This is a genomic window from Flectobacillus sp. BAB-3569 (assembly GCF_002270355.1).
In the GTDB taxonomy this organism is placed as follows: Bacteria; Bacteroidota; Bacteroidia; order Cytophagales; family Spirosomataceae; genus Flectobacillus; species Flectobacillus roseus.
The window spans coordinates 113,993-129,705 of the sequence record NZ_NJFZ01000007.1 but is presented as its reverse complement, the minus strand read 5'-3'; the positions used below and the strand labels follow the sequence as shown (position 1 = coordinate 129,705).

Annotated in this window: 9 protein-coding genes; 2 read left to right on the top strand and 7 right to left on the bottom strand. The window is 37.3% G+C overall.

Going from position 1 to position 15,713, the window contains the following annotated elements; translation table 11 throughout:
- Nucleotides 1–20: 20 nt before the first annotated feature.
- Nucleotides 21–989, bottom strand: a complete 969-nt coding sequence (locus tag BWI92_RS08450) for a YpdA family putative bacillithiol disulfide reductase (RefSeq protein ID WP_095161900.1) — start codon at nucleotides 987–989, stop codon at nucleotides 21–23.
- Nucleotides 986–2,038: a transglutaminase domain-containing protein gene (locus BWI92_RS08445; protein ID WP_095161898.1), complete on the bottom strand. Its 1,053-nt coding sequence runs from the start codon at nucleotides 2,036–2,038 to the stop codon at nucleotides 986–988. Before BWI92_RS08445 ends, BWI92_RS08450 begins: the two co-directional genes overlap by 4 nt.
- 356 nt (nucleotides 2,039–2,394) lie before the next feature.
- Between BWI92_RS08445 and BWI92_RS08440 the strand changes: the two genes are divergently transcribed.
- Nucleotides 2,395–2,859: a VOC family protein gene (locus BWI92_RS08440; protein ID WP_095161895.1), complete on the top strand. Its 465-nt coding sequence runs from the start codon at nucleotides 2,395–2,397 to the stop codon at nucleotides 2,857–2,859.
- A gap of 540 nt (nucleotides 2,860–3,399) precedes the next feature.
- On the opposite strand, the gene BWI92_RS08430 is transcribed toward BWI92_RS08440, so the two are convergent.
- The 5 genes from BWI92_RS08430 to BWI92_RS08410 form a co-directional block, all read right to left on the bottom strand.
- Nucleotides 3,400–4,110, bottom strand: coding sequence for a head GIN domain-containing protein (locus BWI92_RS08430; RefSeq protein ID WP_095161891.1), 711 nt, complete (start codon nucleotides 4,108–4,110; stop codon nucleotides 3,400–3,402).
- 131 nt (nucleotides 4,111–4,241) lie between these two features.
- Nucleotides 4,242–6,671 carry a PspC domain-containing protein gene (locus BWI92_RS08425; protein ID WP_095161889.1) on the bottom strand — a complete coding sequence of 810 codons (2,430 nt, stop codon included), beginning with the start codon at nucleotides 6,669–6,671 and terminating at the stop codon, nucleotides 4,242–4,244.
- A 51-nt stretch (nucleotides 6,672–6,722) separates the two neighbouring features.
- Entirely contained in the window at nucleotides 6,723–7,100 is a 378-nt protein-coding gene (locus BWI92_RS08420; RefSeq protein ID WP_095161887.1) for a PadR family transcriptional regulator, read from the bottom strand.
- Nucleotides 7,101–7,437: 337 nt separating this feature from the next.
- A complete protein-coding gene (locus BWI92_RS08415) occupies nucleotides 7,438–8,361 on the bottom strand; it encodes a peptidoglycan bridge formation glycyltransferase FemA/FemB family protein (protein WP_095161885.1) in 924 nt (307 codons plus the stop codon).
- A 119-nt stretch (nucleotides 8,362–8,480) separates the two neighbouring features.
- Nucleotides 8,481–10,826, bottom strand: a complete 2,346-nt coding sequence (locus tag BWI92_RS08410; protein ID WP_095161883.1) for an ATP-binding protein — start codon at nucleotides 10,824–10,826, stop codon at nucleotides 8,481–8,483.
- A 258-nt stretch (nucleotides 10,827–11,084) separates the two neighbouring features.
- Between BWI92_RS08410 and BWI92_RS08405 the strand changes: the two genes are divergently transcribed.
- Complete coding sequence (locus BWI92_RS08405) at nucleotides 11,085–15,665, top strand: C25 family cysteine peptidase (protein ID WP_095161881.1); 4,581 nt, start codon at nucleotides 11,085–11,087, stop codon at nucleotides 15,663–15,665.
- Nucleotides 15,666–15,713 lie beyond the last annotated feature (48 nt).

Here is a 15,713-nt window from a genome sequence, read left to right as displayed (position 1 = left end):
TTAACCAGTGTTAGGTTTATCTACAATAAACGCTTTTTCAGAGTATCCATAATATGCGTGGCGTGCACGCGAGAGTTTTCGATAAACAAAGAGTGGGTATTCATACCGCCACAAATTACCCCAGCTAAGAAGACATTGGGTAAATTAGTTTCTTGTGTAGTTTCGCTATAAAATGGCTTACGAATATGGTCTTGAGATAATTCGATTCCCATTTTCTCCAAGAATGTTAGATTTGGCTGATAGCCCGTCATAGCAATCACATAGTCATTTGGAATCGTAACAATACCTTCTGGCGTTTTGATATCTACCTCATGCTGACGGATGGCAGCGACTTCCGAATTGAAAAATGCTTGAATAGAGCCTTCTTTGATACGATTTTCAATATCAGGTTTTGCCCAATATTTTACCCTTTCACCAATTCCTTCGCTTCTGACAACCATCGTAACATTAGCGCCCTTACGCCATGTTTCTAAGGCAGCATCAACGGCAGAGTTATTGGCACCTACCACGAGTACATTTTGCATAGAATAAAAATGAGGCTCTTCGTAATAGTGTGTTACTTTAGGTAAATCTTCGCCCTCAACTTCCATCAAATAAGGAATATCATAAAATCCTGTAGCAATGACGATGCTTTTGCACTGGTATTGAGATTTACTAGTATTAATCTGATACAAGTTTTCGTGTGAGGTAACAGATTCAACTGTTTCGAACAAATTGATGGCTAGTTTACGGTGTACCGCTACACGACGATAATACTCTAACGCTTCCGAGCGAGTTGGTTTTGCATTGTTTGATACAAAAGGAATATCGCCAATTTCGAGCCTTTCTGAAGTACTAAAAAAAGTCATATTGGCTGGGTAATTATAGAGCGAGTTTACCAAGCATCCTTTTTCCAAAATCAAGTAACTGAGTCCAGCATTTTGGGCTTCTAGTCCACAAGCTAAACCAATTGGGCCTGCGCCAATAATAATAACATCGTAGTTGTTCATCGTTTGTTTCGTCCAAGAATTGCGAAATATCGGTTCATCATTTCTTTGTCCTTGCGAATCGCCTCTAAGTTATTGTAAATAGCATTTTTATTATCTACAACACCTTTTATCTGAGCTGAAGGACCTATATGATTATAATAATCCAAGGACTTGTTTAGTTCCAATTCGGCCTTATTGAGTAGCTCAAACATTTTGTTTTTGTACTGTAACGCTAATTGCTGTTGCTCTTTGGGATTTTTCTGTTCTCGTACTGCCCTCGAAACTGCGGTATATTCCTCCAAAGTTTTGGTAGAACGAGTGGCATAAAAATATCCTAGCATATTGTAAGCATTATCGTTCTTGGGGTCAAAAGCAATGATTCTTTCTTGTGTATCTAATACTTGCGTTGTGGAATCCAATTGCTCATATTTTTCCAGAAGCTTATCATAATCCAGTCTTTTGGTTTTCAAAAAAGGACTTCCTTTAATAAATTCTTGATAGGAAATGACTCTTTTCTGAAGTTGCCACATCGGGTCACTTGGAAAATGGGTCAACAAAAATACGGCAGGAGGAGTCATAAAAAACTCCCAATTGCGACGTTGTTGGTAGGAGTTATTAATCATGGCTCCCGAACTCCACGTAAGATCCAATAAATACCATTTTTCATTGAGTTTGACGGCATTCCAAGCGTGGCTTTCGATTCTAAATGTAGAATCTGCTGGGTTTGATGAATTGCGAATTTTACCCAAGCCCTCGATGACTTGCGCCTTCACACCTGCATATTTACACAAGTCATAAAACAGATTTGAATAGCCACCACAAATAGCTTTTCGGCTAGAAAGCACTACCGAACTTGATTGAGAGTTCCCTAAATCAAGCGTAGGAAGCCTTTGCTGAAAAGTTTCTAGGTCATAATGTATGGAGCCAGTAACCCACTCAAAAATAGCGACTACTTTTAAGGAATCGTTAGGAGCTGATTGGGTAAGTTGTAAGGATAATTGCTTTACGGAGTTTTGGGCAAAAGAATTTACCGAAATACTCAGTAAGATTAAATATGTTATGTATTTCATTAAAAATCAGTCTAAAAAATGGTCTAGTCACAATACACATTATCAAGTTTCACGCAAACCATATTAGCGAAAATCGCTCTATGTTTTTACTAGAAGATTGCTTTAGGCTACGAGCGTTAAGCATTAGGCATACAAATAGTAAATTCATTCTGGACATATAGCAATCTTATGGGCTATTTGTCCACGATTATGAGGACGTAAAGTTTACTAGTATAAAAATATAAAGTTCAGGGCAAGATTTTCAAATAAAATGGAGTCATTTATAATAAAAAGTTGAAAATAACTTTGACACTGTGCTAAATATTCACTTTACCTTTATTTAATTTTTTGATAATCAACTAAATATCCCAATAACTATGAAATTATCACATTTGCCTGTGCTAGCCTTAGCATTTGTAGGAATGAGTCAAGTTGCTGCGGTGGCACAAGATACACCCAAGGGAATAACTATTTTGTCGTATAACCATGTTGGACTAGCCGTAAAAGACCTGAAAGTTAGTGCAGCTTTTTATCGAGAAATTATCGGTTTGTCGCCCGTGACAGTTCCAGACAACTTAATTTCTATACGTAGATGGTTTCAGATAGCGCCAGGGCAGGAGTTACACCTATTGCTCGGTCGAAAAGACCCTGTAAGTAATAATGATAAAAATGGCGCTCACTTTTCGCTCACCATTCCAAGCAATTCTGCTGATGGTATTGAGGCATTTTTGAAATCGAAAGAAGTTCCTTACCACCGTCAACAGCGTTTTGATGGCGCTTATCAAATCTACGTAACTGACCCAGATGGTTATGTGATTGAATTGAATGAACCGAAGAGATAATTTGGTAATTTGAAGATTTGAAAATTTGAAAATGATGGAATATGCGTAGGGAAAATAATTTCACCCCTCGTAGAGACGTAATACTTTACGTCTCCAAACCAAGTTTGATAATTTGAAAATATGGTGATTTGATAATTTGAAAATGGAGGAATTTGCATAGGGTATATGATTTCATCCCTCGTAGAGACGTAATACTTTACGTCTCCAAACCAAGTTTGATAATTTGAAAATGTGGTGATTTGAAAATTTGAAAATGGTGGAATTTGTATAGGGCATATGATTTCACCCCTCGTAGATACGTAATATTTTACGTCTCCAAACCAAGTTTGATAATTTGAAAATGGAGGAATTTGCATAGGGCATATGATTTCACCCCTCGTAGAGACGTAATACTTTACATCTCCCAACCAAGTTTGATAATTTGAAAATATTTTTCCACAATATCCTATTTCAAACAAGAAGTCCCATCTGGATTTTATTCCAAATGGGACTTCTTGTTTGAAAGCACTTATCAAAAAATATTTAAAGAGGTTTAACAGCTTATTCGCTTCTTACTGAAGAGGCACCAGATGCATCGCTACGCACTGAAGGAGTACCTCTGTAACGTACAGAAGATGCACCACTAGCTTCTACGTTCAATGTTTTTGAAGCATTTACGCGTACGCTTGTAGCACCCGAAACATCTAAATCAGCATCTTTTGCCACAAACTCAAGCGCATTGAATTTACTAGCTCCTGAAGCATCTAATTTCATGATACTTCCATTTCCTTTAAGTGTTACGTTTGATGCACCAGAGATATCAAATAGAAGTTTGTCAACATTTACATTGATTTCCGAACTAGATGCACCCGAGAATTGTACTTTCAAATATTCTAAGTCATTGAAACCAGAAATTTTTGATTTTGTTGCGCCTGAGAAATCTAATGCTTTGATGTCTGGTACAACGATGCTGAAATGTACACGTTTACGGTTTTTGTTCCATCCCCAGCTACCTTTGTCTTTGTAACGAGCAATCAGGCGTTTGCCTGATACTTTTACTTCCAAATCTTCTATATCTTCACTTCTTTCAGCCTCTACATGAATTTTGAAGGTATTGCCATGCGTTACATCTACCACAAATGCGCTAGACATTTCGATTTCGTTGAATCCTGTATAGTTAAAATCTTTTTGGCTTTGAGCTTGAGCCAAGTTTGTTCCTAAGAATAAAGCACCAGCCATAAGAGCTTGGCGAAAGTAGGTTTGAAGTTTCATAACGTTGATTGATTAAGATTTGTCGATAAGATGCAAAGACTGAAAGTAAGGTTGCATGAGTTTTGAAAAAATCAAAAGTATTTCAAAAATAGAGGCATAACGTGTTTGACATTATGCCTCTGTAGGTTGATCTAATCTCTCTCGGGTTTGATTACACCACTATCTTTTATCGTTTTTTGAAGGTTCGGACTTCCCTTGTAACGAATTTGCGCAACGCCAGAAGCCTTAGCCTCGAGGTTTTGATTTACATCAACTTCCACATGTGCATTTTCAGTAGCATTGATTTTAGCATTTTCGATATTTAGTTCAAAAGCTTCCAAGTTAGTTAATCCAGCAAGCTCGGCAGTAAGATTACCCAGATGACCCGTAGCACGAATTTTATATTGTCCTTTGGTATCTAATTGGAAGTTATCAGCCTGAATATCTTTTATTCTAACATTGCCAAAGCCTTTATCAAGATTCAAATAAGAAAGGTTGGGTAATGTAATATGTACCGTCAAGAAGCCCGCTTGTTTACTTGGATTCTTTTGCGAAATGCTTAATTTTCTTTCTTTTACCTCTGCAACGATGTTTTCCACATCTTTTTGGTCTCCGCCAACTTCTACTTTATAATTTTCTCCAAAATGAATATATACTTCAGAAGGAGTTTCTATAGCTGATTGGACTTTGTCGAAGTCTTTGAGCGGGAATTTTTGTACAAAGTCATTAGGTGCGAAATCAGTCTCATCATCAGAAGAGTTGCTATCGTTATCATAATTGTTTTCTACAGGGAAACGGTTTAAACATACAAGTTCGCCTTCACGAGTAAACTGCCACAAAGAGCCTTTGAATAAATCTTTTTCACCATCGAAGTATCCCCCAGAAATTCTATTCTCGATGAAGGAAGCAAATTCTCTGGTCATGCTAAATGGTTTTTCGTATGGAACATATAGTCTCAAACGAACACGCTGAGCACGGAAACGAGCATTTTCGGTAAACTCATATTCTTCGTCGAAGGACAATACAGAATCTATCTTCGAGTAGGTATAAAGAATTTCTGAAGCATTTCTTTCTGCATCTTTTTTATCAATACCCTTTGCATAATACTCCTTTTCAAGTTTGTAGGCGTCTCCCTCATAGCCTATAATTTCGAGTGATGGAACAAACTCTACGTGATCAGAAATGTGCTTGATTGTGAATAGAGGCGTTTTTTTGCCAAAATCAAGATTAGACGATTGTTGAATATTTGCACTTCTTGAAAAGTTTTTAGCATAGCTGATTCCTGTATACATGGCACCAAATAAGCCCACAATAAAAATCCCTAACAGACTTTGCCAAACTATCGAGGTAAAGATATTACGACGAATAATTAAGGAAATCCCTGCAATACCAACTGCAATAGCAGGAGCAATGGCAGCTAAAAAACCTGCTATAAACATAAAAGGAGAAGCGTCACGAGCCAAAAAACCTAAGGGTAGGTTGTCGCCAATATATACATTTGCCGTTTCGAGCGCCGTAAAACCAACGAATAAAGAGAAAAATAACGCTACGATGGTTACTATAGATGTGAAAATCATCATACCACCAGCAAAGAATCTAAATGAGATAATGGCAAAGTTGGCTATCGGACCAAGTGCTTTGAATACCTGCGACATCATTCTGAAAGGCAATAGTAATACCTTCGTAAGAGTATCTTCGGGCTTGTTTTCAGTATTTAAAGTACGCTTGATATTACTCTCGATATTCTCCAAAGTGATGGGTTCACCAGTCATCTGCATTTTATCGGTAATGGTTTTGGCTTCAGGAGCTATTGCCCATAAAATCAAATAAATAACAATACCCGAACCAAAGGCAAAAATCATTAAGACAAATACAAAACGTAGCATTCCTAAGTCAAAACCTGTGTAAGAGGCTAATCCGCTTACCACACCACCCAAGACTTTATCGTCAGGATTACGATAAAATTTCTTTACAGTGTCGTCTTCTTCCAAGAAAGCATTGGCAGGAAAGGCAATCCATGAGGCGATATACAAAACAAAGATAACACCGCTTAGTGGAGATTCTGTCAATGGACTTAATCCTAAGAAAGTGACTAAGAAAATCAGACGTACCCAAAGGGCGTCAATGCCTAAATAGTGTGCAAAGCCTGCACAAACACCACCCAAAAGCTTACGTTGTGTATCGCGATAAAGCTTTTTCGCAGTCTCAAATCTTGGATACTCATATTGTTCAGAAGTAGTAGATTTTTGTTCAGATTGTGTCGATTGGGCAGTTTGTTGTGCTTTTTCTTCTGTCACTAAATCTTCTTCTTCTTGAATTGCTTCAAAATCAGAAACTGTTCCCATTGAAGCAATAAGTGAGTCTACATCTTCTAGGGTAATAGCCTGTTTGGCATCACGTTTTTGTTTGTCCCAAAATTTTTCTGCAATACGAGATTCAATGTCTTCGGTAATTTCTTTTGAACCTTCATAAGAAGCAAAGTGCGATTGGATAGCCTTGAGATAAAGCCCCAATTTTTCGTATCCATCTTCCTCTATGTGGAAAATAATACCTGCTATATTGATAGAAATGGTCTTTTTCATCGGAAAATTCAATTTTTGCTCACGCTGTGTGATGATTGGTTTAAGGTTAAATTAGGCTTGTTCTTCCGTTTCGGTGTTGCTAGCCTCTTGCTTTTTGTGGTAGCTGTCTAGAATAATTTGAGCAACTGATTCTTGTAATTCTTTCCACGTAGTTTCGAGTTGTTCAAGAAAAGTTTTACCATTGTCTGTCAAAACATAATACTTACGTGGAGGTCCTGATGACGATTCTACCCATTTATAATCTAATAAGCCAGAATTTTTAAGGCGAGTCAACAAAGGATAGAGTGTTCCTTCTACGACCATAATCTTGGCAGAGGTTAGTTCTTCGAGCATATCTGAGGCATATACTTCTCCTCTCGATATGATTTGCAGAATGCAGAATTCCAAAATTCCTTTCCGCATCTGCACTTTGGCATTTTCTAAATCCATAGTTCTTCAATATTTGTTAGCCTAGACTGTTAGCAAAAAGCAGTAAATTTCTGTCGGTTTGTCCTATCAGTCTACTGCCGTGATTAGTCGATTTACTTGGACAATACCCACTACTGGGTAATCCTTAGTTCAAAGATATAAAAAGGTACTATGCAATGCAAAGTACTATAGAGATTTTTTTTGTTTAAGCTGGATAAATGGTCAGAAAAAAGGTTGAATGGTAAAATTTAAACCCGAAGACCCGTCAGAAGCAGGGCTTATACATATGATGATGGCACAAAGCTGCTAATGCATTGATAAACAAGACAAAAGGAGGGAGTAGCTCAAATGGATAATCCTATATTTCGGCATGAACTACTTGTTTGATCGTAGTAATGGCTCCCAGATTTTTCTTGAATCGAAATAAGTTTTCATTCAAAACCCCATTAATCGATGATATACCTAAGTCCAATAGTTGGAATTGATGTGCTTGGGCATAATCGTATAAATATTTTATCAATAAAATACTGGGACTAAATGCGTTGTAGTCTGGGTCACTCGCAGGAAGAAAGTAATAGATGGTTTGCTTTGGAATAACCACTACTGCTGTACAAGTTGCAATAATTTGATAGTTATGGTATAATGTAAAAGGGATAAAGCTTTCAGGAAAGTTTTCAAAAAGGGATAAAAAACCTGTTTGAGTAATGGTCAGGGGAATTTTTTTATCGAATCTTACGCTTTGAATGAAGGCATATTGCTCATAAAGATTGTTTGTACTATTGTCGAGGACAAAATCCTCTTTTTCACACTTGCTTAAACGTCGTTTAGCAGCTGGATTGATGATACTAGAAAAAGTAGTATCAGAAATAATCAGATGTTGGTTGGTCTCTGAAATAGTGTTAATGCCAAAAGAAGCTAATATAGCTTGTAGCCTCGAATAATGAGTTTGATAACAGATAGGAGCTTGTACACATCGTATTGTATGAATTTGTTGCGTTTTCAACCAACAGAATACCGCTTCAACGAAGGCAAAAAGCTGTTTGTCTGAAAGTTTATTATCAAAATCAAAGCCTCCAAAACTAGCTGCTAATGGACTCGTTGCCTGTTGATTTTCAAGCCAGAAATAGGCTAAAGCTTGATATTGAGGATGGTCATAATCCTGCCACGCAAACCCTATCGCTTGTCTGTTCGATTGCCAATGCAAGTGTTCAGGTTGAAAAAATAAGGATAGTGTAAACGAACACTCTTCCTGAGTGGCATAATGATTTAATAAGTGTAGCATGTGAGAATTTTGAGTGCTGAATTTTGAATGCTGAGTTGTGAGTGATAAATTGTAAGTTGTTGATAGTTAGTATTTTAATTTTTTATTCAAAACTCACGACTCATCACTCAGAACTCAAATTACATGATAGCAAACTTACTCAGAACACTTTTGAGTTGCACTGGCGTAAATGGTTTGCTGAGATAATCGGACATACCACATTCCAAAGCCTTGTCTTTTTGGGTTACTAATGCACTGGCAGTGAGCGCCACAATTGGCGTATTCTTATTAGGATTTTCGGTATTGGTGATTTTGATAGTTGCCTCATATCCATCCATAATAGGCATTTGGATATCCATTAAAATCAAATCATATTTTTTGTCGAGGGCTTTCTGACAAGCTTCAGCACCGTCAAAAGCCATATCGTAATCGATTTTCCACTTTTTGAGTAGGGTGGTAGCATATTTACGATTCAGTTCGTTGTCTTCTACCAATAGTATTTTAAAACCTTCTAGTACAGAGCTAGGCTCAGAGGCTTTTTTCGTTTCGGTCAACGCCAAAGGTTCTTCGATGGCTAGTCCGTTGGATGCAACCGCCTTTGGTAAACGAAGTGTAAAGAAAAACTTAGTACCTTTTCCTTCAATACTTTCTACCCAGATTGTTCCACCTAAAAACTCTACAATTTGTTTACAAATAGACAACCCTAAGCCAGTTCCAGGCGTTTTAATTTTATTTTTGTCATGAATCTGGGTAAACTTATTAAAAATCAAATCAATTTTATCGGCAGGAATTCCCATACCTGTGTCAAATACTTGGAACTCAAAAAGGGTATCTTCCTCGCTTCTTTCTAGGATTTTTACTTTTAGTCCAATTTTACCTTTTTCCGTAAACTTATCGGCATTACCTAGTAAATTGAAAAGTACTTGGTAAATAAGCGTTTCGTCGCCATGATAAAACTGGTCCATACGCATATCTGCCATAAAGTCTACATCCAATCCCTTTGGTGTAACCTTCATTTGGAAAGTTTGCTGAATGGTTTTTAGTAAGCCCTTTAAGTCAAAATCCTTTGGATGTGCCGTAATTTTTCCAGCATCCATTTTCGCAAAATCCAATAAATCGGTAATCAAGTTGAGCAAAAACTGCGATGAGTTTTTCAAGATGTCAAAATACTCAACTTGCTGTGTATTTGGATGTGTATCATATAACAAGTGTGTGATACCGATAATAGCATTCAGAGGTGTACGGATTTCATGACTCATCGTCGAAAGAAACTGCTTTTCGGCATTGCGAGCTTCTTCGAGCGCCTGTTCTGCCAATTTACGATGCGTGATATCTCGGATAATATCTCTGGAGCCTTTGAATTCTCCGTTTTCAACGATGGCAGTCGAGCTTACTTCCAAGTAACGTACTTCGCCATCACCGCGAATAACCCTTCCTACATAGTTTTTATAAAATCCATCCGTTAGAAGTTTTTTAAGATGATGATTAGAATGTTCTCTGTCTTCAGGATGGACTAACCGACCCAAGTCAAAAGTGGTCATCTCGTCTCGATTGATTCCCAAAATATCTAAGAAAGTATCATTCGCCTCTTTGATTGCTCCTTTTTCTGACAAAATAGCCACACCATCATTCATGTTCATAAAGAGGTCTTGATAGCGCTCTTTTGACTCAAGAATTTGCTGTTTGTATTCTGCAAAGCGCAATAACAATGCTTTAGTTTGATAGCCCAAAGCATCTGGATTGTCGAAGTTGAGTGCTTCGGTACTTACACCCATTTCATTACAAAGTACTTCTAAAATATCTTTTTGATTGCGAATGGCACGTTTTAGCTGTACGTTTTGCTCTTTGGTTTGATTCAATAAGAGTCTATTTTGAGCAAACTTTTCTAATTGTAATTTATAAATAATATCGCCAGCAAAGTATAGAGTTACACTCAGTCCAACCGCCACCAACATAGTGTCCAAAAGAATATGTTCTTTAGGGAAAATGGTTAGATAACCCAAGAAGAAAAATGCCAAACAGATTATATTGTAGTAAAGCCTTTCTTTAGCATTGAGCATAAACGAAAGGTTGAAATACGAAATTGCCAAGGCTATCATCGACAGTTCTGCTCCATAATGTTTTGCCATAAAAGCTGTAACATATTGCATAACAGTCAATGTAAGAACGGCCAAAGTAATCCATGCTTTCAGACTACTGATTCTTTGGGATTGGGAAATTAACTTAGATATTTGACTATGAGACAGAAGAAACATAAACTCAAAAGACATAAGTCCTCCCAAATAACTCATCCAACCATTAGGCGTAAGAATATCTTTGAGGGCGACAATATCACTGATGGTCAATAATGGCATCATGATAATACCGATTTTTAAAGCAAAAACAATCGCTCTCGTTTGGAATGACAAACGTTCTGCTTCAAACTCCTCTAAATCAGAAGGGCTTAAGGTATTAAATTGCCAGTTGGTATATTTTTCTAAAAACACTTTAGCTTAAGGTTTTAAATAATAGAATCTATCGACAAAGATAATGAGTTACAAATGATTCGAAATTGTAATCAAAGAATCATTTATGCGTTTATAAACTTAAAATAACTATTACAGAAAATCAAATAGAATCTACTTGAAGCTTAATAATTACGAGGCAATGCTTGTGAATATTTTTATTTTGTTGAGAACTATTGAGTTTTTTTGTAAATTTCTTTGAAAAAGTTTCTATACTAATTTCTAGTTTACACCTACAATATGAAAAAAATCATTTTTCTTAGTTTGCTCCTTGTGAGCAAGATAGGGGTCTGTGTTGCTCAAACAACCACTTATTACCCATCGCTCCGTGTATCTGTTGCGCAAAATGCGGTGCACAGAATTCACTATGAAACGCTCCAGAGTTTTTGGCCTTACATAATCGAGAACCAATATATCCATCTCTATCGTCAAGGAAAAGAGGTTGCTTTAGAAATTCACAGCAAAAATGATTCCTATTTCACATCGGGTGACCATCTATTGTTTTGGGGAAAACCCAATGATGGTATTACGGACTCTTCATTGTACGAATCAGCCCAAGCGCAAGCCAATCCTTCCTACAGTCTTTTTTCTGATACTGCTGCATATGTGTTGACATACGAGCCTTCACAAAAATCGGTATTTAGAATACGAACTGAAATGCAAAATTTGGAAGAAAACTATCGATTGTGTTTGACAGCACGAAAGGAACAAATTCAAGTATTCTCTGATAATTATTTCGCTGGTTTAGTATTAACGCCTTTTGATAACGAGAAAATTTGGGACTCAAACTATCAAAAAGCAGAAGGCTGGATGAGCATGAGTTTTACAGGAAACTCACCTGAACGGTTGATTTTCAGTGCCCTAGATACGGAAGAAGATACGCTCAAATTCAATATACGACTAGTAAGTCAGAAGCGTACGACTCAAGTGCTTGAAATAATACAAGGTTCACAAGTTATCTCAACGATTGAATTGCAACCTGCCGAATGTAAAGATATAAATGGCTACATATTGCTCAGTAAAGGCAAAGAATTAGAGATAAAAGGTAAAGCATCATTATTTGCCATAGCGAGTGTCAAATACGATTATGCTTGTACGTTAGAGCCGAAAGGAGGACAATATTTTTGGAAGGAGCCTTTGCCCAAAAAAATCCCAATGAACTCTCAAACGCTAAAAGTTTGGAATATTTCGGATGAGTTTTTTCCTAAAAATATACCTCAATTCAGAGATACTCTTTTTACTACTGGTACACAAATGGTGTTTTGGGAAAAACCTGTAGAGATAACCAGTCTATCCCCAATTCGAGATTGGCAACCTGATACCTTAGCGAATTTTTTGATTGTCACTCACGAAAATTTGAGGGAAAGTGCCCAACAATATGCCACTTATCGAAGCTCTCAAGCTGGTGGAGCCTATCGTTGTGAGGTAGTAACTAGCCGTATGTTATATGACTATTTTAACCATGGAGACAAATCAACGCTGGCATTTCGGCGATATTTTACTGTTTCTAAAAACCAGAAAAATCCTATTACTATTTTGCTTATTGGCACGGGTGCATATCCACAAATAGCAAGAAAAAGTGTATCTGCTTACGCTAGAGATTTGGTGCCAACCAATGGCTATCCTTGTTCAGACACACCGTTTGCCATGGGCATCAATAGGTCGATTGGTCGGATACCAGCCGAAACCAATGCTGAAGTGGAGGCTTATCTCAAAAAAGTAATGGCTTTTGAAAAAGAGGAGAATACCTATATAGGACGTAAACAGCTTTTGCATTTGAGTGGTGGTAGATATGGAATAGAGCAAACGTTATTTCGAAGTTATTTAGATTCCTTGGCCAATATCCCACAACAAAAAGGTTTGGAGGTTCGGACCATTGGCAAACAGACCGATGCCTATGTGGAAGTCCGTAATGTATCGGAAGAAGTGAATCAAGGCATTGGTATGATTACGTTGTTTGGCCATTCGGCTATTGGACAACTCGACCTTGATATAGGCTTTGTCAGCAATCCTGATTTGGGGTATCAAAATCAAGGAAAATATCCGTTTGTATTGGTCAATGGTTGTGATGCAGGCGATTTTTTTACAGAAAAAAAGGCCTTAAGTACCGATTGGTTATTGTCTCCCGACCGTGGAGCTATTGCTTTTATGGCTCATACTCATTTGGCCTATCCGAATTCATTGTATGCTTTTTCCAAAAGCTTTTATCAGCAGTTATTTCAAGGAGAGTTATCTCAAACTTTAGGAGAAGCTCATGCGCAGGTACTCAAACATCAGGCTACTGACCCTTATCTCAAAACAACCTTGCAACAATTTACCCTGCAAGGTGATCCTGCCATTCGGCTGTTCAAAGCAATAGCGTTGCCAGATATCGCTTTTGTAAAAAATAGCCTGAGTATAGATTTTCAACAGGACTCACTCAGGATCAATGTTTCAATCGTTAATTATGGAAAAGCAAACCAAGTTCCATTTTCGATTCATTTATCTGTCAACCAACAAGATATTTTTCAACAGTTATATGAAAAAACTTTGGTTAACACTGACGTTCTTTCTTTGAAAATTCCATTAAATTCTGCTTGGCAAAACGATACTCTCAATCTGAGATTATCGCTTGACGATGAAGGTGTTTTAAAAGAAGTAAATACGAAGAATAATGATATCGAACTTCGAGATTTCCACCTGAAAAAATCTTTAGCATTGTATTATCCCAGCAATTGGGCGATAGTGTCAAGTCCCGAGATTTGGTTGGAAGGAAATAAGACTCTGCTTGCTCCTGTGCAATTACAGCTTGCTGATAACTCAGATTTTAAGTCTATTATTTTTCAAAAAACGATTACTAAACAAGGTGTTTTTCGCTATTTGTTTAAAAGTATTGCCAAGGATACAACTACCTATTATTGGCGGATGATTACTTCAGACAGTGTACTGTTGAACGGAACATTTACCTATATTCCCAATAGTCTTTTAGGCTGGATACAGCGAACATCAGCGCATTTTCAGGCCATAAAAACTTCAGAAATTACATGGGATAAAAGTACTTGGAAACTACAGCCTGATACGCTTAAAATAGCTTTGTACGTACCTGGCGCAGATATTACTCAAAGTAATTACCTGGGTTGGGTTAAAGTAAATGATCAACAATGGATGGGTAACGGCTTGTGCTATCCTTGGAGTAGCCTCAACGCCATAACGCTCGACGCGCAATTGAAGCCCTATCTTATTTTGCCACAACTGAGCTGTGGAAATTCCCCATATTGGATTCAAAATTTGAATGAAAACCTATTATTAGGTGAAAATCCTTTGTTGACTTATTTACAGCAACTGAAAGTTGGTGATTGGCTTATTCTTTGGCCACATGGGCGCGTAAGTACTCAAAAATGGTCTGGGGAGATATGGACATCTTTACAAAATTTGGGCTTTTCAATCGCTAAAATCAAAGCCTTACCGCTAGGAACACCTTTTTTGTTAGCAGTACAAAAAGGTAAGCAAAATGCCATCGAAAAGTTTGGCAAAAGTGCTATCTCCGCCATTAGTGATACGCTGTATTTATTGCCTGAAACTCAAAATTGGGAAATGACACCACCGCAAATGGGCGCTTTGGAGGATGCCAAACAAGTTTTTACAGATTTTCAATCTTTAGAAAAACCAAGCAACTATGAGTTGAATATCAATGATGAAAGCTATGCATTACAAGAAAACCTAACTTTTCAACCCCTTTCTACACAAAGGTTGTTGACTCCTATTCGAGTAAAATTTGGAGCAAAACAAGTAAAGCAAGCCAGCCAACTGCGTCGTTGGGGAGTATTGGGTAAACCGTATGCAGATTTAGCCATTGAGGCATTAAAAGACACCCACGAAGTAGAGATAGGACAAGTATTGAATATCAGACGGTATGTCTATAATACCTCCGATACCCCTTTTAGCGATAGCACTTTTTTGCATTGGCAAATTATTCAGAATGGAGAAGTTTTGGAGAGTCAACAAGAGCCTCTTTCGTCTTTTGTGGCGCATGATTCAATAGCACTACCTGTTTTTTCAAAAGCATTTGAGCAGGCTGGCGACTATGTTTTACGTTTTGTGGTAAATCCATCTCGTAAACATGAAGCCAATTTTAGTAATAATTCAACCCAAGTTTTGGTAAACGTCAAACAAGATAATATCGCACCTACCATGCTTGTGCAAGTGAATGGGAGAATAGCCCAAAACTTCGAGCATTTTAGTCCAAATCCAACATTGGAAATACAGTTATGGGACAATAATCGCTTTGTTTTTTTGAGAAAAGAAAATGTAGAAATTTCGATAAAGCATTGCCAAACTTGTGCTTGGGTTGCTGGAAATAATTCTAACATTACCGCTATAACAGAGGAAAAAGGAAAGCTTTCGTTAACCTATCAGGCTACAGATTGGCTTAAAGACACCGTTTGGATAGCCATTAATGCTAGCGATAGAGTAGGAGCAAAGGTGTCGACTAAAGCATATCAAATACAGATGGTAATTGATGAGAAAGTTACTCCTGTTCAATTAAAGGTCTTTCCAAATCCTTTGCATACGTGGACAAGATGGAGTATTGAAAATTTACCAGAACATGATTACTGGGTAACTTGTCAGATTTTTGATGTCTCCGGGAAAAAGGTTTATGAGGTTCAACAGACAGTGAATGCGACCGAAAAAGAAATATTTTGGGATGGACGAAATCAAGAAGGTAATTTTTTGCCTAATGCGCTGTATTTTTACAAGCTAACATTACAAAATAAAGAACCAAAGGATTCGTTGTCGATAGCAGATACCTTTACTGGCAAAATTGTATTGGAGAGAAAGTGAAAATGATTTTCCTATTCCTCTTCAAATACTTTTGTCAAAATCACTAAA

What these genes read in the sequence shown, in the direction of transcription:
- BWI92_RS08450 (WP_095161900.1), bottom strand. Translation starts at nt 989, where the DNA reads ATGAACAACTACGATGTTATTATTATTGGCGCAGGCCCAATTGGTTTA.
- BWI92_RS08445 (WP_095161898.1), bottom strand. Translation starts at nt 2,038, where the DNA reads ATGAAATACATAACATATTTAATCTTACTGAGTATTTCGGTAAATTCT.
- BWI92_RS08440 (WP_095161895.1), top strand. Translation starts at nt 2,395, where the DNA reads ATGAAATTATCACATTTGCCTGTGCTAGCCTTAGCATTTGTAGGAATG.
- BWI92_RS08430 (WP_095161891.1), bottom strand. Translation starts at nt 4,110, where the DNA reads ATGAAACTTCAAACCTACTTTCGCCAAGCTCTTATGGCTGGTGCTTTA.
- BWI92_RS08425 (WP_095161889.1), bottom strand. Translation starts at nt 6,671, where the DNA reads ATGAAAAAGACCATTTCTATCAATATAGCAGGTATTATTTTCCACATA.
- BWI92_RS08420 (WP_095161887.1), bottom strand. Translation starts at nt 7,100, where the DNA reads ATGGATTTAGAAAATGCCAAAGTGCAGATGCGGAAAGGAATTTTGGAA.
- BWI92_RS08415 (WP_095161885.1), bottom strand. Translation starts at nt 8,361, where the DNA reads ATGCTACACTTATTAAATCATTATGCCACTCAGGAAGAGTGTTCGTTT.
- BWI92_RS08405 (WP_095161881.1), top strand. Translation starts at nt 11,085, where the DNA reads ATGAAAAAAATCATTTTTCTTAGTTTGCTCCTTGTGAGCAAGATAGGG.